Here is a 22,455-nt window from a genome sequence, read left to right on the forward strand (position 1 = left end):
CGTTCAGCGACGACCGCAGAAAGGGTCATCTGACTGAACTTGACCGGCGCTGAACTAAACCGGCGCGCTCAGCCCTGCGACACCATCTCGCTGAGGGCGGAGTGCAGGGCGGCTCGCGAAGAGATCCCGAGCTTGGGGAAGATCTTGTAGAGGTGTGACGACACGGTGCGCGGCGACAGCGAGAGCAGGGCCGCGATGTCCTTATTGCTGCGGCCCTGGGCCGCGAGGGTCGCGATCTGTCGTTCCTGCGCGGTCAGCATCACGGCGGTCTGCGAGGTCGAGTGCGCATTCTGAACGCCGACAAGTCGCAGGGAGTTGCGCGCATCCGCCAGCCAGGCCTGAGCGCCGAGACGCTCGAACACGTCCGCGGCCACGCGAAGGTGCGATCGGGCAGCAGTGCGCTGCTTCGCGCGACGCAACCACTCGCCGTACTCCTGCTGCGCCCGGGCGTAGTCGAGCGGCCAGCGCTCGGCATCGCGATCTGCGAGGGCCGCGTCGAACAGTGCCGCGGCATCCTGGGCTGGCGCCAGAAGCGCACGGATGACCGCGACCTGAAACCCGAGTCTGGGTGAGATTTCGCCCACCCGGGCCTGCTGCGCGGCAGCAAGGTGGCGGCGCGCCGCGTCCTCGTCTCCGGCGTGCAGAGCGGCCAGCGCGGTGTCGAAGAAGGTGGACAGGGCCAGTGGGTGGTAGCGCCGCAGCTCTCCCGCCGGGCTGATCCGGGTGGTGGCCATGAAGGCCGCGTCATAGTCGTGTTCGCCGAGAAAACCGAGCGCCTCCGCCCAGAGCGCCCAGGACTCTAGGTGCATCATCCGCCGCGGCCCCGCCCAGGCCCGCACCGTCGCGATGTTCTGCCGCGAGCTGTCGATGTGACCGGTGACCGCGTCGAGCAATGCCAGGTAGACCCGGAACTCCGACACGATCTCAGCGAAGTCGAGGTGAAGCGCCGTCTGAAGACCGCGCTCCGCCAGCGAGCGCGCGTACTGCCACTCCCCCGACCCGATGCAGTCCACCACGACCAGTCCGAGGGCGCGCAGATAGCTGTCATATGACCCGCTCAGCTCTTCCGCTTCGATGATGGAACGAAGCGCAGGACGCCGTGCGCCGAGGTCGTCGATGAACAACCCGGCGCGATAGACCCAGACCAGCCGCCACGGTTCGAGACTCCCGGGACGGGGAAGGGCGATCGCGAGCCGTTCGGCCAGGCCGTGGGCGCGACGGGCCGGGTCGCTGATTCCGTCCCGGGTGTTGCGGATCTCTGCGGGCACCCGCTCGCCCAGGGCATCCAGCAGTCGGTCGACACCCTGCCACATGTCCTCGCGCTCGGCGCGGAGACAGACGATCAACAGCAAATGGAGTAGCGCGTCGACCTCGGCACTGACCGGCCCTGCCTGGCGCCGGGCAGCCTGCATCAGCAGGTCGTACGCACCCTGGAGGTCGCCGTCGACGCGGAGCAGGATGCCCGCCTTGGCCGTGACCGCTCCCGCCAGGGTGTCGCCCAGGCCGCCGGCGAAATCATCCAGGGGGACGGTGTCTTCCAGCCTGCTCAGCAGGGAATGGGTCAGCTCCACGCGATCGGAGTCGGCCGCGAGCAGCGCGGCGTAGGCGAGGCGACGCTCCCGCGCGGGCTGGTCGGCCGTCAGCTCGATCGAACGCAGCATGGTGCGGAGGCTGGTTCTCGTGCCCCCTCGCCGCGCGTATTGGCGCCCGAGCTGTTCGAGCGCGTCGGCGACCGTCGCATCCGGGCCCGTCGTCGCCGCGGCACTATGCCGCGCCCACAGCTCGAAATTATCGCTGAGGGCGTCGGCGAGCCGGCCGTGAGCGCGACGCAACTGCTCCTCCGTCGCCATCTGCACTATGCCCGATCGGATGAGCGGATGCCGGAAGGAGATGTGCCCATCCTTGATGCGCAGGATTCCCGCCTCGCCTGCCTCGACCAGGTCGGGAAACCACCAGTCCTCGCCGGATGCCCGCTGCACCGTGTCGAGCGAGCTGGTCTGGTCAAGGGCGCACAGCAGCGCCACAGCACGCGCCCCGGAACTGAGCGCATTGGCTCGGCCCGCGAACACGATCTCCAACCGTCGAGTGAGCGGCAGCAGCCCGTTCTCCATGCGATCGTCGTCCCCGCGATCCGACGCGAAGGTCTCTGGCAGTTCGGTGAGGGCCAGCGGATTGCCCACCGCTTCCCGCAGGATTCGCCGACGTACGACATCTGACAGCCCGAGGGCGCGCTGAGCGAGCAGTTCTTCGGAGTGCCCTGGTCCCAGCGGCGCGATGTCGAGGAGCGGGATGCCGGCACGATCCCAGATCGCATCGCTGTGCTGGCCGGCATCCGTTCGGACGCCCCCGATGAGGCTCACGCGGGGGTTCACGATGCGCCGGGCCACGAAGGCGAGGGTCTGCACGCTCGACTCGTCGATCCACTGCACATCGTCGACGACGAGCAGGAGCGAGCGGGTGAAGCTGGCACATGACACGAGTTCGAGTACCGCGTTGGCCAGCGCGAATCTGCCCGCGCTTCCCCCGGAGTCGCCGTCGAACGCGTCCTGCAGCACGGCACGGGAGCGAGCGGGCAGAGATTCCGTGTGCTCGATCACGGGTCGGAGCAACTGGTGCAGGCCCGACAGCTCGATGCCCGCTTCCGTCTCCACGCCGACGCAGCGGTAGACGGCGGCCCCGTCGGAATCAGCGCGTGCTGCCGTCGCATCCAACAGTGCGGTCTTGCCCACCCCCGGCTCACCCCGCACGAGAAGCGCCCGTTGCGGGGTCGACCCCGATAGGACCGCGGCCAGGGCTGCGAGACTGCCGTCGCGTCCGATCAGCTTCACTCTGTACTCCGGTCCGTCGGTGTGAAACGGCATGGCTCATAGCGGTGAGGAGCTGCGGTGACCCTCGTTTTCCATTATGGGTTCGTCGTTCCGACGCCGCTGAAGAAATCCTCCGAACCGACTGTCTCTCGTGAGCGGTCGTCAGAGCTTCATTTCCCGGCGACCGGCTGCGCTACGAGGCCCTCCCATCGCGCGCAATCCCCGTATTTGCGGGGGTAGCAGCACACGTTTCGGTGTAGCTATAGCAGCGGAATCTCGTTCGACCGGCCCGAGAACGTTCCGAGATTGCAGATCACGAGCTCGGACCGATATCCCTCCTAGGGCTATGTTCCGACGCCGCCAGCTGGCTCACGCCGACCAGCGTGTAGAGGAGCTGCCCGCCGAATTCGGAGTTCTCCCGGGAACGAAAAAACCCGGACTGCGAGCAGTCCGGGCTTCTGTGGTGCACCCCCCCGGACTTGAACCGGGAACCCACTGATTAAGAGTCAGTTGCTCTGCCAATTGAGCTAGAGGTGCGAGTTTTGGACCAGGAATCACTCCCCGAACCGAAGATCGACTATAGCAGGGTCCCCGGGTGCTCTGCCAAATCGTGGCGGGCGTCAGCGCTGCCTAGAATCGAGGCCGAGGCGCACCCGGCGCACAAGGGAGAGAACATGTCGGAAAACACCAGACTCACCGCGGGAGAGACCGCACCGACCTTCACCCTGAAGGACCAGGACGGAACGGATGTCTCGCTCGCCGACTTCGCCGGACACAAGACGATCGTCTACTTCTATCCCGCCGCGAGCACCCCGGGGTGCACGACCGAGGCCTGCGATTTTCGCGACAACATCAACTCGCTGAAGTCGGCCGGCTACCAGGTGCTCGGCGTCTCGAAAGACGAGCTGCCCGCGCTAAAGAAGTTCCGCGACGAGCAGGGCCTCAACTTCCCGCTGCTCAGCGATCCCGACCTTGCGGTGCACACGGCATACGGCGCCTACGGAGAGAAGTCGCTCTATGGCAAGACCGTGACCGGAACCATCCGCTCTACCTTCGTCGTCGAAGACGGCACCATCGTGCTCCCGCTGTACAACGTCAAGGCAACCGGACACGTCGCGTCACTGCGCAAGAGGCTCGGCATCGATTCCTGAGCAGACCCGACTCCCGCGAGCATCCGGTTCACGGCGTCCAGATCACTCGTCTGCGGGCGATTCCGGCCGCTTCGTCGCGCGAATCACCGTCGGGGTGAACAGCAGCACCAGAACGACGACGGCCGGGATGATCAGCACCCAGCCGATGTCGGGGCGCGAGAACAGCCCGCCGAAGCTGCCGATGCCGATCGCGATCTGCAGCACCTGCCAGGTGACCGTGCCGCCGCGGATCCAGGCCCGCCCAAGCAGCGCATGGGTAGCCATCACAGCCAACCAGGCTGTCGCCAGGAGCGCGAGAATCAGGATGGCGACCCCACTCGCGTAGGAGTCGGGGCGCTGGGTAAGAAGGTCGATCAGCAGCACGACGCTGATCACCGCGAGGGCGGCCGACTCTAGGTAAATCAGGGCCGCGAGAAGGATCAGCAACGCCGGACGACGCCGCACATTCGGTTCACTCACAGCTAGTTACCTCGATCGACTATTGATTTGCTACAACCAATATGCGAGTCTATGTGAGGTTGATTTGCGCTACAGGGCCGTGGCAGCATCCCGAAATTCCCTCCAAAGTCCCCCCACCCGAATTTTCGGTCGATGACCCCTGCACAGAGATCCCTTTTTCTCTGTGTTCGCAACACAATAAGGAGCACCACACATGGATTGGCGCGACAAAGCCGCTTGCCTCACGGCCGACCCAGAACTTTTCTTCCCGGTCGGCAACACCGGCCCGGCAGTAGACCAGATCGACAAGGCCAAATCTGTCTGTGGGCGCTGCAGCGTCACCGAGATGTGCCTTCAGTACGCTCTCGAGACCAGCCAAGACTCCGGAGTGTGGGGTGGCCTGAGTGAAGACGAGCGTCGCGCACTCAAGCGCCGCGCAGCCCGCGCCCGTCGCGCCTCCTAGAACTTCTCACCACCGCTCGCCGAGCGAGCACCGCCGCATTCCAGTTCCGAAATGCAGGCAGATTTCACCGGATGCCGGTGTGTCGTCACCGACACACCGGCATTCGTTGCGTCGGGCCTGCATTTCGGACGGGGTGGGGCGGGACGTGGTCGGGCGGGACGCGGTGGGGCCGGGCGCGGTGGGGCTGGACGGGGAAGAAACTCGCTAGAGCTTCGTGAGCCAAGCAAGCGGGATGTCGATGGTCACCTCGGTGCCGTCCCCCACCATGGTGTGCCAATCGATGGTTCCGCCCAGCTCGCCCTGGATGAGCGTGCGCACGATCTGAGTGCCGAGACCCGAACCGACCTTGCCCTCTGGTAAGCCCGAGCCGTTGTCGCGCACCGTCACCATCAGCGTTTCCGCCGAGCGCTCCGCGATGATCTCCACGATGCCCTCCCGACCTGCGAGGCCGTGCTCCACCGCGTTCGTGACGAGCTCGGTGAGGGCCAGTGACAGCGGGGTCGCATACTCGCTCGGCAACACCCCGAAACTCCCGGTGAAGATCGGATGCGCCTTCGTTCCATGGGTGGACGCGACCTCGGCGATCAGCTTGAGCACGCGGTCGAACACCACATCGAAGTCGACGTTCTGGTTGAGACCCTCGCTGAGGGTGTCGTGCACGACCGCGATGGCCGCAACGCGCCGCATCGCCTGGTTGAGCGACTCGCGCGCCTCATCGGAGTGCGACCGTCGCGCCTGGATGCGCAGCAATGACGCCACCGTCTGCAGGTTGTTCTTCACCCGGTGGTGGATCTCGCGGATGGTCGCATCCTTGGTGATGAGCTCGCGCTCCTGATGACGGAGTTCCGTGACATCCCGACACAGCACCATCGCACCGATCCGCTCGCCGCGATCCCGGATGGGGATGGCACGCAGGGAGACCGTGACGCCGCGAGCCTCGATGTCGGTGCGCCAGGGGGCACGGCCGGTAACGACCAGCGGCAGCGACTCGTCGATGATGAGCTTGCCGCTGAGCAGTGCGGTCGTCACCTCGGCGAGGGACTCCCCCTCGAGTTCGCCGGCGAAGCCCATGCGATTGAAGGCCGACAGACCGTTGGGGCTGGCGAAGGTGACGATGCCGTCGACATCCAACCGCAGCAGTCCGTCGTTAGCGCGGGGCGCACCGCGGCGCGGGCCGGTCGGCGCCCCCAGGTCGGGGAAGTCGCCGGCGCAAATCATCGCGAAGAGATCGTTCGCGCACTCGTTAAAGGTCAGCTCCTGGCGGCTCGGGCTGCGGGCCTCGCTGAGATTGGTGTGGCGGGTGATGACGGCGATCGGGAAATCGGTGGTCTGGGCGCCGGTGACCGACAACCGGCGGAGCACCGGAACAGCGCGCACGCGGGTCGGGGTCTCCTCGTACCAGTCCGGTGCGGCCGAGTCGATGATCTGCGCCGAGTCGAAGGCCGCAGTGACCTGGCCGAGCCATTCCGGCTTGATGTTTTGGCCGACGAAGTCGCGGTAGAACAGCGTCGCCGAGCTCGACGGACGGGCATGCGCCACGGCGACGAAGCTGCCGTCTTGGGTGGGCACCCACAGCACGATGTCGGCGAAAGCGAGGTCGGCCAGCAGCTGCCAGTCTCCGACGAGGAGGTGGAGCCATTCGATATCGGCCTCATCGGACCGGCCCTGCGCGAGTACGAGATCGGAGAGGGTCGACACACGGCAAGTTTAGGCGCGCCGGAACTGGGTGCGAGCCACGCGGGTGCGGGCACGGCGCCCTTGGCGTCTCTCGATCGCGACCGGAGGAAGGATGCGCTCGGCGACCAGACCGGCGACGGCCAGCCGCGCGGGCGACCGCGGCGCGACATCCGCCAACGTCTTGCCGCTCAGCACCGCAGCATCCACCGCGGCCTGATCGTGCGGGATCAGCACCGGCGCGGCGATGCCACCGAACCGCAGCAGGGTCTGGCGCACCTGCGCCGCGGCATCCAGCCCGATCGCGCTTGCCCGTACCCGGTTCATCACCACCGCAACCCGTTCACTGTCGACCACCTCGACCAGGTCGACGTGGGCGCGCAGAAACCTCGACAGGCCCACCGGGTCGGCCGAGCCCACCGCGATCACGCGATCTGCATCGGCAAGCGCGGTGAGCGTCGCCGCGTTGCGTCGGGGAGCGAACAGGTCGCTGGAGATCTCCTCGTCGTTCTCCAGGCTCGCGCCGGTATCGAGCACGGTGTAGTCGACCCAGGTTCGACACTCGGCGATCACGCGGGAAACACGTTCGGCCGACAGCTCCGGCCAGCGGCTCGGGCGGCCGATGCCGGTGAGCACCCAGAAGCCGCCGCGCGCCGTCGCGTAGCGCTGCCCGATGCGTTCGAGCTCCGCGCGGTTCAGACTGTCGGATCCGGCTAGACGGCAGGCCGCCGCGAATCCTGGGGCCTCGTCGAGTAGTCCGATCGCCGGCGCGATCGATCCGCTGTGGGTGTCGACGTCGGCGAGGGCGACCGTGTGCCCGGCCGCGGCGAGTTCGGCGGCGATCGCGATGGACAGGGTGGTGCGACCCGGCGATCCGGCCGGTCCCCAGACCGCGATCACCGTGCCACGGGTCGGGTCGACCGCGGCGGGGGCGGTGAAGGCAGGCGAGCCGAGCAGCATCAGTTCGAGCTGTGACCATTCGGATGCCGCATCCGCCGTCTCGTGAAGGCCCAGCTCTGCCGCGTGCCGGCGCTCGCTCTCCTGCGCTACCAGCGCGATGATACGCACGCCCGCGGCATCCGCCTCAACGATCAGTCGATCGTTGAGATACCGTGCGGTCGCGGCGACTACCGCGTAGTCCGCGCGCCCCGTCGCGAGCAGTGCGGCCAACTCGTCGGCGCTCGAGCACCGCCCGGCGAGTTCGTGGCCGTGGCGCACCAGATCGATACCGAGCCGGTCTTCGTCGCTGAGCGGCAGGGCCAGAGCAATGCGAGCCATCGGTCAGCCCTTCGCCACTGCGCCAGCCGGAACCAGCGAGATCGCGTCGTCGTTGGCCACCGCCTCGAGCACCCGGGCCACCTTCGCCCTCGGCACCAGCACCTCGACGGATCCGGCGCCGCCGTCGGCGATGATGCCGTCGGCGGCGATCACTCTGACCACCTGCGCCGCGGGAACCAGCACGCTCGGCGCTCCGAAGTCGCGGTCATCGGTCTGCTCGGCAGCCCACAGGTCGACCTGCTCCCCGGCGTCGATGGCTTTCGCGAGTTGCTGACGCACCGGCACGACCACCGATGCGAGACGCCGGCTCGCGCTCGTGCCAACCGCCGAGGCGGGAACCAGCTCGCCTTCGGCCACGGCCCGGGTGACGATCAGCCCCGACGCCGGAACATCACGGATGCCCAGATACCGCGACGAGGCCTCCCCCAGTTGCACACTCTGCCGCACCAGGTCACCGCCGCTCAGCCGATCCCCGGGGCTGAGGGCCGTGCGCGCCACGTAGACCAGCACCGTGTGATCCGCCGCAGAGACCACCACGAAGACGCCGGCCACAGAGAGTGCGACAAGCCCCAGGCCGATCGCGAAACGCACGTCGAACCACCATCGACGCGGTGCGCGACCGCCCGATCCTGCGTTGTCGATTGCCATCTGGACTCCCCTGTCTCGGCTCGATTAAACGGTGTGCGCGTCTATCGTCTAGAACTTCCGCCAAGCGGTCCGAAAGTTATCCACAGGCCGGTCCGCGGCGGGGCGCGATCTGCATAATCGACTCATGAACGAAGCCGAACTGCCCGGGGAGAGCCGATTCCTCACCCTCGCTGACGTCGCCGATGTGCTCAATATCTCGGCCAGCCAGACGTACGCTCTGGTTCGATCGGGCGAGCTCCCCGCCATCAAGGTCGGCGGTCACGGGCACTGGCGGGTCGAACGCACCATGCTCGAGCGGTACATCCAAGACAAGTACGAGGAGTCGCGGCGCATCGGCCTTTGGAATCAGGCGGAGTTCGCCAGCCTGCAGGAATACTCGTTCGATTCTCGAGACTGAGGGCACAATCGCCCGAATACCCTCAGCTCAGGCGGAGGTACACGAGGCGCTCGAACGGCAGCACGCGATACTGCAGCACCGCGGACTCGCGCCGCGCAACACCGATCGGGTGTTCGGCGAGGTCGAGATGATCCCTCCCCACCCGATCGATCGTCCCGACGATGATTCCGGATGCCGTCACCAGTTCCACGGCGCGTCGCCGGCGACAGAGATCGCGGAGCACGAACGCGAGGCCGAGCCGCGCGGAGAGACGCGAACCGTCTTCTTCGGGCTGGGGAACCAGGCTGAGCCGCACCTGCTTCCGGTCGACGATCACCGCGTCTATCGACGCCAACGGCACGATGCACTGCAATCCCCGCGCCGTCCCGTCGACGAGGTCGCCCGAGAGCCAGTCCTTACCGATGCTGACCGGACGCACGGACACGCGATGGTCGGCAAGCTGAAGGGTGACGGCGTCGCACGCGGGGTCTCGGTGGAGTGCCAACAGCCGGTCACGGAGGCTGAGCCGCCCGAGACGCAGCCGTTCCTCTTCGGCACGGAGATCGACCTCCTCGGCTTCCAACTCCTGCTCTAGTTGGCCCTCGAGGTCGTCGAACAGCTTGCCCCAGCGCATGCCCGGGCGCTCCATGTCAGATCTCCCCGCCGGTCATTCTCCGAACCCTAGCCCCGGGCGAGGGCAGGTCGCTGGAGTTGTCCACAGCCTTCCACGACTACTGCTTCTCACGCCGACTTATGCACAGCCCCCACGTGGGGGCATGGACACGACACCACATGCGGTGGTTGAGTATCTCCTCACCGGAGGTCTACCCCCGTTCGGGGCACCCCCTTCGAGAGCTGGCAACGGGATCGGTGAGGGGGCACACCATGGGGGATGCAGTTCGAGCGACGCCGCAGAGGCGAAGAAGCACGAACGGGCGGGTGGAAGAGATTCTCGCGAGTCGGATCGTGCGCCGCACCGTCGACGACGAGGAGTACTTCGACCCGCAACCGACCGGCCGTGATCGGCTGCCCAATCCCCAACCGCTGCTTGAGAATCTCACCCGCTGCGTCATCGAGATCCTCGCCGGAGCCCGCGAGCTCGAGCAGATTTCGCGCTGGGTCGACGATTCGGTGTACCGAAATCTGCTCAAACGGGTCGTCATCTCATCCCGCGCACGGCAGGCGACCGGCCAGCCGGTGCGCCGGCCGGTGTTTGCGATCGGCTCGGTGTCGATCTTCGAGCCGAGCGACGGCGTGGTCGAAGGCGTGGTGATCGTGCGCAGTCGTGCGCGCACGCGCGCCGTCGCGATACGGCTCGAAGGTCTCGACGATCGCTGGCGCGCGACCGTCATCAACGTGCTCTGACCCCCTTCGCGCAGTGTCATCCGCGCGGTCGAGCTGTCCGCGATCACGTCGGGCAGCCGCGGGCGTTGGCGGGTCGAGCGGTACATCGAAGACAAGCACCAAGAGTCGCGCCGCATCTGCACGTGGCGAGAGGCAGCTCGGTATTTACTCAACACGTAAACGCTCTGGAGGGATGCCGCTACCTCACGCCCGAATCTATGTGGACGGATTCAATCTTCACCGTCGCATCTTGTCAGGTGATCCTGACGTCGAATGGCTGAACCTCCCCGCTCTCGCCGCCCACCTGATGCCTGGCTACGAAATCGACCTAGTGCGTTACTTCACTGCCCTGCTGCGCCCCGGCATCGCTATTGATCCGCAAACTCCGCGCTCCATGGTGGTACCTACCACGTGTTCGCTAGAGGAAAACGGGCTTCGCGCCGAGCGGCTGGGGCAACTGTCATCAACGTTCTCTAGGTCCGCTCGAATTCATCCGCGCTGCATTTTGTCATCCCCGCGGTGGTTGTAACTGGCGCGCGGTTAACTAATTCGCGCGCGATCGCTCGCCGGAGGGCGAACGATCGCGCGCAGGTCGGAGCTAGTTGCGCTTGCCCTGCGCCCGGCGGTCGGCCCGGTTGTTCGGAGTCGCGCCACCGGCGTTCTGGCCGAAGGCTCCACGCTGGCCGGCAGCAGTTGCCGCCTTGCCGAAGGAGGCTCCGGTGGTCGGCATTTCGCCTTCCGCCTCGGCCTCGAGCTGCGCGGTTGCCCGGTCGCTGGATGCGCGGTCGAGCTGCCCACGTTGGTTGCGCACCTCGACCTCTCCGTCGGCGTTCGGCGCGGTATAGCTGAAGCGATCCTCCGGGGCACCGGACTGGCCGAGACCCTTGGCGGCAACAGTCGGCACCGCGGCCGTGGCCTCGCCGCCGGTGACCTCGACCTCGAGGTTGAACAGGAAGCCGACCGATTCCTCTCGGATCGAGCCCATCATCTGCTGGTACAGAGCGAAACCCTCGCGCTGGTACTCGACCAGCGGATCGCGCTGGGCCATAGCACGCAGGCCGATGCCGTCTTTGAGGTAGTCCATCTCGTACAAATGATCGCGCCAGCGGCGGTCGATCACCGAGAGCACGACACGACGCTCCAGCTCGCGCATTGCCGGCTCGCCGAGGGCCGCGGTGCGGGCGTCGTACTGGATGCGCGCATCGGAGAGGATCTCGCGAGCCAGCAGCTCGCGAGTTACCCGGTTGCGGTTGCCCGCCTCGGTGAACAGCTCGTCGGTGGTGATGGAGACCGGGTACAGCGTGCGCAGCTCGGTCCAGAGGCCGTCGAGATCCCAGTCATCCGCATTGCCTTCGGCGGTGTGCACGTCGACGACCTCGGTGATCACGTCTTCGAGGAACTTCGAGGTGCGGTCCTGAAGGTCGTCGCCCTCGAGAATGTGCCGCCGGTCGCCATAGATCGCTTCGCGCTGGCGGTTGAGCACGTCGTCGTACTTGAGCACGTTTTTGCGGATCTCCGCGTTGCGTGCTTCGACCTGGCTCTGTGCGCTACGGATGGCCCGGCTCACGACCTTCGACTCGATGGCCAGATCCTCCGGAACATTGCCGCGCCCCATCAGGGTCTCGGCCGCTGCGGAGTTGAACAGGCGCATCAGGTCGTCGGTGAGCGACAGGTAGAAGCGGCTCTCGCCCGGGTCTCCCTGGCGCCCGGAGCGACCGCGTAGCTGGTTGTCGATGCGGCGGGACTCGTGACGCTCGGTGCCGAGCACATACAGGCCACCGGCAGCGATGACCTTCTCGGCCTCTTCGCTGACCTCGAGCTTGACCTTGTCGTAGACCGGCTCCCAGGCCGCCTCGTACTCGTCGGGGGTCTCGATCGGGCTGAGTCCGCGGCGGTTCATCTCGGCGACGGCCAGGAACTCGGCGTTGCCCCCGAGCATGACGTCGGTGCCACGGCCGGCCATGTTGGTGGCGACGGTGACGGACCCGAGGCGGCCGGCCTGTGCCACGATCGCGGCTTCACGGGCGTGGTTCTTGGCGTTGAGCACCTCGTGCTTGACGCCACGGCGGGCGAGCAGGCGGGAGAGGTACTCGCTCTTCTCGACGCTGGTGGTACCGACCAGGATGGGCTGGCCCTTTTCGTGCCGCTCCGCGATGTCGTCGACGACCTTGTTGAACTTGGCTTCTTCGTTCTTGTAGACGAGGTCGGGGTTGTCGATGCGCTGCATCGGCTTGTTGGTGGGGATCGCGACGACACCGAGCTTGTAGGTGCTCATGAACTCGGCGGCCTCGGTCTCGGCGGTACCGGTCATGCCCGAGAGCTTGTTGTACAGGCGGAAGTAGTTCTGCAGGGTGACGGTGGCGAGGGTCTGGTTCTCGGCCTTGACCTCGACGCCCTCCTTCGCCTCGATCGCCTGGTGGATTCCCTCGTTGTAGCGGCGGCCCATCAGGATGCGGCCGGTGTGCTCGTCGACGATGAGCACCTCGCCGTTCATCACGACGTAGTCCTTGTCCTTCTTGAACAGGGCATCGGCCTTGATCGAGTTGTTCAGGAACGAAATCAGCGGGGTGTTGGCCGACTCGTACAGGTTGTCGATGCCGAGGTAGTCCTCGACCTTCTCAATGCCGGGCTCGAGCACGCCGACGGTGCGCTTCTTCTCGTCGACCTCGTAGTCCTCACCGGGAACCAGCGTGCGGGCGAGGTTCGCGAACTCGGCGAACCAGCGGTTGGCCTCGCCCGAGGCCGGGCCGGAGATGATCAGCGGGGTGCGTGCCTCGTCGATGAGGATCGAGTCGACCTCGTCGACGATGGCGAAGTTATGGCCGCGCTGCACCATGTCGCTGGCCTGCCAGGCCATGTTGTCGCGCAGGTAGTCGAAGCCGAACTCGTTGTTCGTGCCGTAGGTGATGTCCGCGTTGTACTGCTCGCGGCGCTCCTCCGGGGTCTGGCCGGAGAGGATGACGCCGGTGGACATCCCGAGCGCACGAAACACGCGGCCCATGAGCTCGGACTGGTAGCTGGCGAGGTAGTCGTTGACGGTGATGACGTGAACGCCGCGCGACGGGATGGCGTTGAGGTAGGCGGCGAGGGTCGCGACCAGGGTCTTTCCCTCACCGGTCTTCATCTCCGCGATGTTGCCGAGGTGCAGGGCAGCGCCGCCCATGAGCTGCACGTCGAAGTGGCGCATGCCGAGGGTGCGGGATGCCGCCTCACGCACCGCGGCGAAGGCCTCGGGCAGCAGGTCTTCGAGCGACTCGCCGCCCACATAGCGCTCGCGGAACTCGACCGTCTCGTTCTTCAACTGCTCGTCGGTGAGCTCCTTGAAGTCGTCTTCGAGGTGGTTGACGGCCGCCGCGTAACGCTCGAGTCTGCGGAGGGTTCGCCCCTCGCCGACGCGGAGGACTCTTTCGAGGACGTTTGCCACTGATTACTCCAGAATGATTTCGCCGTAGATAAAAGCGCAGATAACGGGCTGGTAACTGTACCAAGACTAGCCCGTGGCTCCGCTGAGAGATGGGCTGTCCGCCGCCCGCGAAAAGGGGCCACCGCACCCAGTGCGATGGCCCCTTCCTGAAACGGACTCAGGCTTCAAACAGACTTAGCGACGTCGGCTGCGGCTCCCCGCGAGCTCTGGCACGTCGGTGGCCTGATTGCGCAGGCCGATCACGCCGTAGTCCCAGCCCTTATCGCGCCGGTAGACCACGCTCGGGCGGTCGGTCTCGGCGTCGATGAAGAGATAGAAGTCGTGGCCGACCAGCTCCATGTAATACAACGCGTCATCGACGGTCATCGGCAGCGCGTCGAAGACCTTCTTACGGATGACGACCGGACTCCAGTCATCCCCGTCGTCCTCGGCGACCGTGGTGTCGATCACGTCGATCGCACCTGTTCGCACCTTCTCCATCACCTCCACGGAGGCCGCCTGGATGTCGGCGAAGCCGCCCGCTGTAGCTGCCTCGCGCAGCGACACCGGGCGATGCTGACCCCGATGCACTTTTTGTCGATCCTTGGCTTTGCGCAATCGCGCCATCAGCTTGTCTATCGCGAGATCGAGGGCGACATACTTGTCCGATCCCGTGGATTCCGCACGCACGAGCGGTCCCGATCCGATCAACGTCAGCTCGACCCGGTCATCGCCGGTCGACCCGTTCTTCTCGTTGTGACGACTGACCTTCACTTCGAAAGCGAAGACCTTCTCGTCGGCGAGGTGGGCGATCTTCTCGGCCTTCTCCGTCGCGTACGAACGGAATCGGTCGGTGATCCCTAGGCCCAGACCGTTGATGGAAATGTCCATGTGCGTCCTCCTAGATCCTTCTGTTGCGCTACCCGCCCAGGTGGACCCAGGCGGTTATTCCGCGCCTCTTTCGAATCACCGTAGACCCCTCTGTATGGTGCTGTCACTGGTTTCGGTGGGAAGCCCCTCAGAATGGGGAAACAGTCGCGGCGTGTACGCCAGGGTGGCCGCACCGACCACCTCCGCGCCCGCCGCGCGCAACACCCTGGCGGCCTCGGCGAGGCTGGCGCCCGTGGTCACGACATCGTCGACGAGCACCAGACGACGGCCCCGGATGTCGCGGCTCACCCGCAGCGAACCCGCGAGATTCTCAGCTCGGGCCTCCCTCCCGAGCCTCTTCTGATCCACCCGGCGCTCGGCCGTGCGCAGCAGCGACGCTGGTCGACCGAGCCGAGCACGACGCAGTAAGAGCCGCACCGGGTCGTAGCCGCGGCGACGGAACGCGGCAGCGCCGATCGGGAGCGCGACCAGCTCGCACCGGCCCGTGAGCGCGGCGCTGAGGGCGGACAGGAGGGGCGTCGCCAGCGCGCGGGCGACATCCGTTCTTCCCTGCTCCTTGTAGGCGAGCACCAGTTCGCGCACCACGCCGTCGTACCGCAGGGCAGACACCACGGGAGTGCCGTCGGCCAGGCTCTGCTCGTGCAGCCGCGGGATGAGCGCGAATCGACATTCGGCGCACAGGGCTCGGTCGACGGCGCCACAACCCGCGCACTCGACCGGCGAGATCACGGCCATAGCATCGAGCAGCACGGCGCGCAGCAGATCGAGCCTCGGAGACGGATTCATGTAGCCAGCATTGCTCGCCGGCGTGTCGCGCAGCGGAGACGCTGCGATGGCTGTGGATAGCCCGCCTGGGGATAGTTATCCCGCGATACCGCGCTGAGTGGCGATGAACGAGACCCGAGCCTTGGTACTCTGCCAGCTGCTGCCGGGATAGCTGTACAGCACACCATCGTCGCCGAGCACGCGCAATCCGTCCAGGCCGTTACCGCCCACGATCGATCGAGAATCCGTGAGCGCCGCGAGGTCGGTGCGCTGCCCGCCGATCACGAAGGTGACCACCTGTGACTGCGTCCCGGTGGTCACGAGAGTTGCCACGGTCAGTTCGTCGACCCAGGTGACCTCTCGAGCATCGCCGCCCGAGAACGGCACGTCGAGAATCGACGGGCCGATGCCGACCGGAACCCGCTTGGAGTCGCGGAGGATGGCGGCGACCAAGAGTCGCGGACCGGTACCCGTGGAAAGCAGGAACGCGATCCGTGCGCCGTCCCGAGACACCTGCATGCTGGTCACCGTCGCATCTGCCGGCAGCGATGGCGCCACCGGATTCTGTTTTCCGGTGGCGTCGATCGCCAGGATCGCATCCGGCTGGTCGCTGGGCACCGACCAGACGAAGCCGTCCTCATCAAGCGACGGCGCAATGAGGTTCGGTCGCTCGTCGAGCAGCCGGGCTGGCGTCGACGCCTTGGCGACGAGGGAGACCCCGGCGCTACCGAGCACCGCCACGTCACCACCGTCGGAGGACAGCGTCGCCGCCGTCGGCGCCAGCGCCGCCACCCTGCTGCTCTGCGGGATCGGCGCCACCTTACCGTTGGCGTAGAACCCGAACTGCTTGCGCAGGAACACCAGGGCCTGTCCATCGACCTTCGGATCGGGCTGCGGACCGGTCGCCCCGAGATCGGGGATCGCCAGGGGGGTGCCGTCCACGGAGATCTCCACCCGGGAAATGCTCGCGATGCTCCGCAGGCTGTCGGTCAGCTGCAGCAACATCAGCTGCTGTTGCTGCGCCGTAGCTGTGCTCGCCTGTTTGGTGAGGTCGACCCGCGCGATGCCAGAGTCGACAGTCACCAGGCTGCCGGAATCCGACAGCTGAGTGCCGTCGGGAAAGTAGGTGCGTACTGCCCCTTCCAGCCACTGCGGGGGGCCGTTCAGCAGCGCGGAGACGATGCGGGTCGGGGCGGTCCCGAGGGCGAACCAGCGCAGATCGGGGACCAGATTGCGCCCGGTCGGGTCGAGGAAATAAATCGGGTGCTTGATGAACACGCGCTGGAAGGTCTGGTCGGAGAGCACGATGCCGTTGGGCGCCGAACTGATCCGCCATTGACCGCCCTCCTTCACGAAGGTGAACGGAAGCGATACCGGGGCGTCGGCCTGCTTGTACGAACCGACCGCGTCCACGGTGGCCGACGTGGTGAAGGCGTAGCTGATGCTGCCGTCGCTCTGCTGCGCATAGCGCGGGGCACCGCTGCGTACCTGCACGCTCTGCTGCGGCTGCCACTTGTCAGAGAACGAGGCCGACAGGTACTGCTTCGCCACGCTGTACCCCCCGGTCGACGACTGGAACGCGGCAACGAAGCCCTTCACAATGTCGAGCTGGCTCGCGCCCTTCTCCGGGCCTTCCGGGTTGACCTCGAAACTCGTGCCGCCGGTGCCCGAGGCGATAGCGAGGCCCTGGTCGACCGGACCGGACGAGGGGATGCTCACGCAGCCGGCGAGGAGGGTCGCGACAGAAACAACCGCGGCGACGATCGCGGCGCGACGAATTCTGCGATCAGTCATCCGCGTCTCCTTCGATTGCCGGCTCGAGTGCGAGCGGCGATGCGGCGATCGGGCGACCACGCTCGCGGGGCAAGGTCAGGCGGAAGCACGTGCCGGAGCTCGGCTCCGACCACACCTCGAGCCAGCCCTCGTGCACGGTGGCGTCTTCGAGCGAGATGGCGAGGCCGAGGCCGGTTCCGCCGATGGTGCGTTGGCGCGACGGGTCGGCGCGCCAGAACCGGTCGAACACGCGCGATGCCTCGAGTGCGGTCATCCCGATGCCGTGGTCTCGCACCGAGATCGCGATCGCCGTGGCATTGCTGTCGACCGACACCACGATCGGCTTTCCCTCACCGTGCTCGACCGCGTTGCCGAGCAGATTGCGCAGGATGCGACGGATGCGACGGGCGTCGACCTCCGCCTCGAAATAGCCGCCGGGCGCCACCACGGTCAGGGACGACCCGCGGCCCTCTGCCAGCGGCGTCATGCTGTCGACCGCCTCCTCGACCAGCCGGACCAGGTTCGTCGGTTCGAATTCCAACTCCACGGCCCCGGCGTCGTACCGGCTCACCTCGAGCAGGTCGGCGAGCAGCACCTCGAACCGCTCTACCTGGGTGTGCAGCAGTTCTGCGGTGCGGGCGGTGGAGGGGGCGAATGACTCTCGCTGGTCGTAGAGCACGTCGCCGGCCAAGCGGATCGTGGTGAGCGGGGTGCGCAGCTCGTGCGACACGTCGGAGACGAAACGCTGCTGCAGTCGGGAGAGTTCGGCGAGCTTCACGATCTGCTGCTGGAGGCTGTCCGCCATTCCGTTGAACGAGCGCGCGAGTGTCGCGATGACATCGTCGCCGCGCTCGGGGATGCGTTCTTCGAGCTGCCCGGCCGCGAGCTTCTCGCTGGTCTCGGCCGCCGTGCGGATCGGGCCGACCACCAACCGCACCACCACCCAGGTGACCATGGCGATCAGCACGATCAGTGCCAGGCCGCCCAGCAACAGCGTCTGCAACACGAACCCGAGGGTGTTCTGCTCGTCTTTCAACGAATAGACCAGGTAGAGCTCGTAATAGCCGGCGGACTGCACGGTGACGCGCGAGCCGACGACGATGCCCGGCGACCCGTCGGGGAGCGCGACCGACTGGAGCTGCACATGACTCGGGTCGGCGGTGACGCGTGACCGCAGCGCGTCGGAGACGACGTCGGGAAAGTCGCTCGTGCTGGTCGACTGCATGATCTGCGGGGTCGACTGCCCCGGCGTGCGCAGGATTTCCAGAGCGGTATTGCCCGGATTAGAGGTGGAACTGAGGATCTTCTGCTGCGCCGTGATGCTGAGGGTGTCGAGTTCGACCGTCGGACCGGCATCGGCACTCGTCGGGATGGCCGAGTCGAAGACATCCTGCGCCAGATTGTGGGCGCTGCGAGCGTCATCCTGCACCTGCTGACTCTTTGCGGCGAACAGCTGATTGCCGATGCTGACCGAGATGTAGCTGCCGATGGCGAGCACCGCGACGCCCGACAGCACCACCGTGATGGTCACGGTACGAAACTGCAGCGACGTGCGCCAGAGCCGGAGCAACCGACCGGGGTATGTGCGCCAGGCGAGAGGCTTCATGGGCGAGGCGTCAGCTGGACCCCGCGCGATAGCCGACGCCACGCACGGTCATGACGATGCGGGGATTGTCCGGGTCTTCTTCGACCTTGGCGCGCAGTCGCTGAACGTGCACGTTGACGAGCCGCGTGTCGGCCTTGTAGTGGTAGCCCCAGACCTGCTCGAGCAGCATCTCCCGGGTGAACACCTGCTGGGGCTTGAGGGCGAGGGCGAGCAACAGCTCGAACTCGAGCGGGGTGAGGTTGATCTTGGTGTCGCCGCGGCGCACCTCGTGGCCCTCGACGTCGAGGTGCAGGTCGCCGACCTGCAGGGTGTTGGTCGCGCCGGTGGGCGTCGGGCGCAGGCGGGTACGGATGCGCGCCACCAGCTCCTTGGGGTTGAACGGCTTGACGACGTAGTCGTCGGCTCCGCTTTCGAGCCCCCGCACGACATCCGCAGAGTCCGACTTGGCGGTCAGCATGATGATCGGCACGCCCGATTCGCCCCGGATCTCGGCGCAGACCTCGATGCCGTCTTTGTTCGGCAGCATGAGGTCGAGCAACACGAGATCGGGCTTGGTCTCGCGGAATACGGCGAGCGCGGCTCCGCCGTCTGCGCAGAAGAAGGGCTCGAAGCCCTCCGAGCGCAGAACGATTCCGATCATTTCCGCGAGGGCGGTGTCATCGTCGACAACGAGAATGCGTGCGGTCATCGTCCCAACTTGGCTAAATAGGCAACTACGAGGCTGGCGGGTTTCGCATAACAGTAGTCGAGTGTGGAAGCATAACCGTGAGGCCAAGGGAGCAGTTGTGAGCGAAGATCAACAGCAGTGGCAGGCTCCGGATGCCGCGGCTCCCGTTCCTCCGCCCGCTCCGGCAGATCCGAACCTTCCCACCGCGCCCCCGCCCGCGGGCTACACCTATCAGCCGCCGGCCGGTTACACGGCGGCGCAGGCCACTGGCGCTCCGGTCATGGGCAGTCCGGCCATGGGCACGCCGGGATGGACTCCCCCGCCGAAGCCCGGCCTCATCCCGCTGCGGCCGCTGACGCTCGGCGACATCCTCGGTTCGTCGTTCCGGGTGCTGCGACGCAACCCTCGGGCCACCTTCGGCGTCTCCCTCCTGTTGCAGGGCATCGTCACGATCGTCACGATCGTCGTGGTCGGTCTGGTGACGTTCTCGGTGCTCTCGCGGGTCGACTTCAGCACCACCGAGGATGCCGCAACGATCATGGACGGCGCTCCCTTCCTGATCGGGCTCGCGGCGCTCATCCCGATCCTGTTCTCCGTGGTGATCGGCGCACTGCTCCAGGGAATCGTGGTGCTGGAAGTTTCCCGGGCTGCCGTCGGTGAGAAGCAGCGCGCGGGCGCGCTGTTCCGTCGTCTCCGTGGACGCATCGGCGCGCTGATCGGCTGGAGTGCCATCGTCGCCGGCGTGGTGCTGGTGGCCGTCGGCATCCTGGTGGGCCTCATCGTGCTCTTCGTCGCCACACTGGGTACGGCCGGGATCGTGCTCGCGGTGCTTCTCGGGCTGGTCGGGCTGCTCGGCGGACTCGTGCTCTACTTCTGGCTCGGAACTCGGCTGTCGCTCGTGCCGAGCGCGATCGTGCTCGAGCGCCTGAGCATCCGCGACGCGTTCATCCGCTCCTGGACGCTCACCCGCGGCTACTTCTGGCGCACTCTCGGAATCGAGCTGCTCGTCGCGGTCATCCTCAACGTCGCCGCCCAGATCGCCAGCGCGCCGGTGAGCTTTCTCAGCCCAATCATCATCGGCATCGTCGACCCGAACGGCCAGAACGGCCCCACCACGATCGCCATCACCGTGGGGGTGGGCGTGCTTACCCTCATCCTCAGTCTGGTGGTCGGCTCGATCGTCGCCGTCGTGCAGGCCGCCGCCACTGCTCTGATCTACCTCGACCTGCGCATCCGCACCGAGGGCCTCGATCTGGAGCTCGCCCGCTTCGTCGAAGCGCGGCAATCCGGCGAGGAACCGCGCGACCCGTACCTGCCGAGCGCGACCGCGTGAGGCTTCCGCACTCTTTGCCGCTCGACGTCCCGCTCGACGTCCCGGTCAATCCTGACGCAGGCCAGGCTCGCGACTGGATCATCGCCGAGCTCACCAAGCCCGAGTACCGAGCCCCCGAACCCACCTGGTTCGACCGGCTCTCGCAGGGCTTCCTCGACTGGCTCGGTTCCCTCAAGTTCAGCGTCGGCGGCGCGGCCCAGGGACCCCTGCTGTTCATCGTCGGCGGAGTGCTCGTCGCTGCAGCCGTCACCGCGTACCTCATCTTCGGCCCACCACGACTCGGCCGCCGCAGTGCCATCGTCGGCAGCCTGTTCGGCCAGGACGACAGCCGCGACGCGGCAGCGATGCGCCGGGCGGCAGCGGATGCCGCGGGTCGCGAGGACTACACCCTCGCGATCGAGGAGCAGTTCCGTGCCATCGCGCGCGCCCTGGCCGAGCGGACCGTTCTCACGGTCAGCCCGGGCACGACGGCGCGCGACTTCTCGGGCCGAGCCGGGGCATCCTTCCCCTCGCTCGCCGGCCGCCTCGCCACGGCCGCGGAGACGTTCGACGCCGTGCGCTATCTCGGGCGACCGGGAACGAGAGACGGCTACCTCGAGCTCACCGCGCTCGATACGGAGCTGCGCGGTGCTCGTCCCCTGCTCGCCCCGGTGGGCGTCGGATGACCGTCACCACCCCGACGCTGCGCGTCGCGACCCGACGTTCGCTGTTCTGGATCATCGCCGGCGTGTTCCTCGTGCTGATCGCCGCGATCACGCTCGTGATCAACGGTGCCGCCCGGGGCGCGAGCACTCCGTTCTCGGCAACCGACCCGAGCCCGAAGGGCAGCAAGGCCATCGCCGAGGTGCTGCGTCAGCAGGGGGTGACGGTCACGGTCACCGCGACGCTGCGGGACACCGAGCGGGCGCTGGCCGCGCATCCGTCAACCCTCTTCCTGGCCGATCCGAACTCGCTCCTGACTGCCGCCCGACTCGAACGGATCGCCGCCCCGGCGCAACACCTCGTGATCGCGGGCCCTACCTTCACCCAGTTGCGGGCACTCGCGCCCGACGTGCGGGGAGCGGGAAAGGTGAGCAAGGCCTCCCTCGCCGCGGACTGCTCGGTGCCCGCCGTTCGCGCCGCCGGCTCGGTCACGGGAACCGGCAGCGGACTGCGACTGGACCCGACCTCCGACGCCACCGGCTGTCTCGAGAGCCGCTCCGGCGTGTTCTCGCTCGTGCAGCGGGACACCATCACACTGCTGGGTGCCACCGCCGCGCTGAGCAACGAGAAGGTGGACGAGCGCGGCAATGCCGCTCTCGTGCTCACCCTTCTCGGTCAGGACGATCACCTCGTCTGGTACCTGCCGACCGCGGACGACGCCGGCCTCGGTGGCGGCCCGACCATCGCCCAGCTCACCCCCTCGTGGGTGGGCCCGGTGTTGGTGTTGCTGATCATCACCGCCCTCACCGCAGCGATCTGGCGCGGGCGCCGATTCGGACCGCTGGTGATCGAGAACCTCCCCGTCGTGGTGCGGGCGAGCGAGACGATGGAAGGCCGGGCGCGGCTGTACCAGCGCGGCGCCGCGCGACTCCACGCACTCGATGCCCTGCGGATCGGGACCGTCTCGCGACTCGCCGCCGCCTGCGGGCTCCCGCGCACCGCGACGGTGACCGAGGTGATCGACGCGGTCGCCGGCATCACCGCGCGGCCGGCCCACGACATCCGTTCGCTGCTGATCGACACCGCGCCCACCAACGACCGTGACCTCGTACGGCTCTCGGATGCCCTGCTCGAACTCGAGCGGGCCGCCGTCACCGCACTCACACCCACCGACGACCGGCCCAAGGGAGAATGAA

19 protein-coding genes and 1 tRNA gene are annotated in these 22,455 nt (G+C 67.0%); 7 read left to right on the forward strand and 13 right to left on the reverse strand.

What is annotated here, in order from left to right:
- Window positions 1–68: 68 nt before the first annotated feature.
- Both IV501_RS01975 and IV501_RS01980 read right to left on the reverse strand, forming a co-directional pair.
- A complete protein-coding gene (locus IV501_RS01975) occupies window positions 69–2,861 on the reverse strand; it encodes a helix-turn-helix transcriptional regulator (RefSeq protein WP_200554726.1) in 2,793 nt (930 codons plus the stop codon).
- A gap of 407 nt (window positions 2,862–3,268) precedes the next feature.
- Window positions 3,269–3,344: transfer RNA gene (locus IV501_RS01980), tRNA-Lys, on the reverse strand.
- A gap of 137 nt (window positions 3,345–3,481) precedes the next feature.
- Here IV501_RS01980 and bcp point away from each other — a divergent pair.
- Entirely contained in the window at window positions 3,482–3,958 is a 477-nt protein-coding gene (gene bcp / locus IV501_RS01985; RefSeq protein ID WP_372430733.1) for a thioredoxin-dependent thiol peroxidase, read from the forward strand.
- A 42-nt stretch (window positions 3,959–4,000) separates the two neighbouring features.
- Here the strand turns inward: bcp and IV501_RS01990 are convergent, their stop codons facing one another.
- Window positions 4,001–4,417 (reverse strand): hypothetical protein, encoded by a 417-nt coding sequence (locus IV501_RS01990; protein WP_200554727.1) that lies wholly within the window; start codon window positions 4,415–4,417, stop codon window positions 4,001–4,003.
- A 193-nt stretch (window positions 4,418–4,610) separates the two neighbouring features.
- On the opposite strand from IV501_RS01990, the gene IV501_RS01995 reads away from it, so the two are divergent.
- Window positions 4,611–4,859, forward strand: a complete 249-nt coding sequence (locus tag IV501_RS01995) for a WhiB family transcriptional regulator (RefSeq protein WP_200554728.1) — start codon at window positions 4,611–4,613, stop codon at window positions 4,857–4,859.
- Window positions 4,860–5,063: 204 nt separating this feature from the next.
- Here IV501_RS01995 and IV501_RS02000 read toward each other — a convergent pair whose 3' ends face one another.
- Genes IV501_RS02000 through IV501_RS02010 form a run of 3 tightly spaced genes read right to left on the reverse strand, consistent with a single transcriptional unit; the run spans window position 5,064 to window position 8,459 of the window.
- Complete coding sequence (locus IV501_RS02000) at window positions 5,064–6,557, reverse strand: sensor histidine kinase (RefSeq protein ID WP_200554729.1); 1,494 nt, start codon at window positions 6,555–6,557, stop codon at window positions 5,064–5,066.
- Window positions 6,558–6,566: 9 nt separating this feature from the next.
- The gene (locus IV501_RS02005) at window positions 6,567–7,811 is read right to left on the reverse strand and encodes a CpaE/TadZ family protein (protein WP_200554730.1); all 1,245 of its coding nucleotides are present in this window, start codon (window positions 7,809–7,811) and stop codon (window positions 6,567–6,569) included.
- Between the two features lie 3 nt (window positions 7,812–7,814).
- Entirely contained in the window at window positions 7,815–8,459 is a 645-nt protein-coding gene (locus IV501_RS02010; RefSeq protein ID WP_200554731.1) for a hypothetical protein, read from the reverse strand.
- Window positions 8,460–8,583: 124 nt separating this feature from the next.
- On the opposite strand from IV501_RS02010, the gene IV501_RS02015 reads away from it, so the two are divergent.
- Window positions 8,584–8,856, forward strand: coding sequence for a helix-turn-helix domain-containing protein (locus IV501_RS02015; RefSeq protein WP_200554732.1), 273 nt, complete (start codon window positions 8,584–8,586; stop codon window positions 8,854–8,856).
- 22 nt (window positions 8,857–8,878) lie between these two features.
- Here IV501_RS02015 and IV501_RS02020 read toward each other — a convergent pair whose 3' ends face one another.
- Complete coding sequence (locus tag IV501_RS02020) at window positions 8,879–9,484, reverse strand: hypothetical protein (RefSeq protein ID WP_234698094.1); 606 nt, start codon at window positions 9,482–9,484, stop codon at window positions 8,879–8,881.
- 290 nt (window positions 9,485–9,774) lie between these two features.
- On the opposite strand from IV501_RS02020, the gene IV501_RS02025 reads away from it, so the two are divergent.
- The gene (locus IV501_RS02025) at window positions 9,775–10,200 is read left to right on the forward strand and encodes an Rv3235 family protein (RefSeq protein WP_307812136.1); all 426 of its coding nucleotides are present in this window, start codon (window positions 9,775–9,777) and stop codon (window positions 10,198–10,200) included.
- A 577-nt stretch (window positions 10,201–10,777) separates the two neighbouring features.
- Here IV501_RS02025 and secA read toward each other — a convergent pair.
- From secA to mtrA, 6 genes are all read right to left on the reverse strand, one after another.
- Entirely contained in the window at window positions 10,778–13,603 is a 2,826-nt protein-coding gene (secA, locus tag IV501_RS02030; RefSeq protein WP_200554733.1) for a preprotein translocase subunit SecA, read from the reverse strand.
- Window positions 13,604–13,777: 174 nt separating this feature from the next.
- Window positions 13,778–14,473 (reverse strand): ribosome hibernation-promoting factor, HPF/YfiA family, encoded by a 696-nt coding sequence (hpf, locus tag IV501_RS02035; RefSeq protein WP_200554734.1) that lies wholly within the window; start codon window positions 14,471–14,473, stop codon window positions 13,778–13,780.
- 75 nt (window positions 14,474–14,548) lie between these two features.
- Window positions 14,549–15,259: a ComF family protein gene (locus IV501_RS02040; protein WP_200554735.1), complete on the reverse strand. Its 711-nt coding sequence runs from the start codon at window positions 15,257–15,259 to the stop codon at window positions 14,549–14,551.
- 75 nt (window positions 15,260–15,334) lie between these two features.
- On the reverse strand, window positions 15,335–17,032 hold the full coding sequence (locus IV501_RS02045) for an LpqB family beta-propeller domain-containing protein (protein WP_200554736.1): 1,698 nt from the start codon (window positions 17,030–17,032) through the stop codon (window positions 15,335–15,337).
- On the reverse strand, window positions 17,025–18,617 hold the full coding sequence (gene mtrB, locus IV501_RS02050) for an MtrAB system histidine kinase MtrB (RefSeq protein ID WP_200554737.1): 1,593 nt from the start codon (window positions 18,615–18,617) through the stop codon (window positions 17,025–17,027). The genes IV501_RS02045 and mtrB overlap by 8 nt, the downstream gene beginning before the upstream one ends.
- A gap of 10 nt (window positions 18,618–18,627) precedes the next feature.
- A complete protein-coding gene (mtrA, locus tag IV501_RS02055) occupies window positions 18,628–19,305 on the reverse strand; it encodes an MtrAB system response regulator MtrA (RefSeq protein WP_200554738.1) in 678 nt (225 codons plus the stop codon).
- Between the two features lie 97 nt (window positions 19,306–19,402).
- Between mtrA and IV501_RS02060 the strand changes: the two genes are divergently transcribed.
- Genes IV501_RS02060 through IV501_RS02070 form a run of 3 tightly spaced genes read left to right on the forward strand, consistent with a single transcriptional unit; the run spans window position 19,403 to window position 22,454 of the window.
- On the forward strand, window positions 19,403–20,617 hold the full coding sequence (locus tag IV501_RS02060) for a DUF7847 domain-containing protein (RefSeq protein ID WP_200554739.1): 1,215 nt from the start codon (window positions 19,403–19,405) through the stop codon (window positions 20,615–20,617).
- Window positions 20,618–20,631: 14 nt separating this feature from the next.
- Entirely contained in the window at window positions 20,632–21,282 is a 651-nt protein-coding gene (locus tag IV501_RS02065; protein WP_200554740.1) for a DUF4129 domain-containing protein, read from the forward strand.
- The gene (locus tag IV501_RS02070; RefSeq protein WP_200554741.1) at window positions 21,279–22,454 is read left to right on the forward strand and encodes a DUF4350 domain-containing protein; all 1,176 of its coding nucleotides are present in this window, start codon (window positions 21,279–21,281) and stop codon (window positions 22,452–22,454) included. The genes IV501_RS02065 and IV501_RS02070 overlap by 4 nt, the downstream gene beginning before the upstream one ends.
- The last annotated feature ends 1 nt before the right edge of the window (window position 22,455 follow it).

Source organism: Lacisediminihabitans changchengi (assembly GCF_016634425.1).
GTDB classification, from domain to species: domain Bacteria; phylum Actinomycetota; class Actinomycetes; order Actinomycetales; family Microbacteriaceae; genus Lacisediminihabitans; species Lacisediminihabitans changchengi.

Bases quoted from the DNA above. Each gene is read 5' to 3' on its own strand.
- hpf (WP_200554734.1), bottom strand. From the start codon at position 14,473: ATGGACATTTCCATCAACGGTCTGGGCCTAGGGATCACCGACCGATTC.
- bcp (WP_372430733.1), top strand. From the start codon at position 3,482: ATGTCGGAAAACACCAGACTCACCGCGGGAGAGACCGCACCGACCTTC.
- IV501_RS02020 (WP_234698094.1), bottom strand. From the start codon at position 9,484: ATGGAGCGCCCGGGCATGCGCTGGGGCAAGCTGTTCGACGACCTCGAG.
- IV501_RS02005 (WP_200554730.1), bottom strand. From the start codon at position 7,811: ATGGCTCGCATTGCTCTGGCCCTGCCGCTCAGCGACGAAGACCGGCTC.
- IV501_RS02070 (WP_200554741.1), top strand. From the start codon at position 21,279: ATGACCGTCACCACCCCGACGCTGCGCGTCGCGACCCGACGTTCGCTG.
- mtrA (WP_200554738.1), bottom strand. From the start codon at position 19,305: ATGACCGCACGCATTCTCGTTGTCGACGATGACACCGCCCTCGCGGAA.
- IV501_RS01995 (WP_200554728.1), top strand. From the start codon at position 4,611: ATGGATTGGCGCGACAAAGCCGCTTGCCTCACGGCCGACCCAGAACTT.
- IV501_RS02045 (WP_200554736.1), bottom strand. From the start codon at position 17,032: ATGACTGATCGCAGAATTCGTCGCGCCGCGATCGTCGCCGCGGTTGTT.
- IV501_RS02015 (WP_200554732.1), top strand. From the start codon at position 8,584: ATGAACGAAGCCGAACTGCCCGGGGAGAGCCGATTCCTCACCCTCGCT.
- mtrB (WP_200554737.1), bottom strand. From the start codon at position 18,617: ATGAAGCCTCTCGCCTGGCGCACATACCCCGGTCGGTTGCTCCGGCTC.
- IV501_RS01975 (WP_200554726.1), bottom strand. From the start codon at position 2,861: ATGCCGTTTCACACCGACGGACCGGAGTACAGAGTGAAGCTGATCGGA.
- IV501_RS02040 (WP_200554735.1), bottom strand. From the start codon at position 15,259: ATGAATCCGTCTCCGAGGCTCGATCTGCTGCGCGCCGTGCTGCTCGAT.
- IV501_RS02010 (WP_200554731.1), bottom strand. From the start codon at position 8,459: ATGGCAATCGACAACGCAGGATCGGGCGGTCGCGCACCGCGTCGATGG.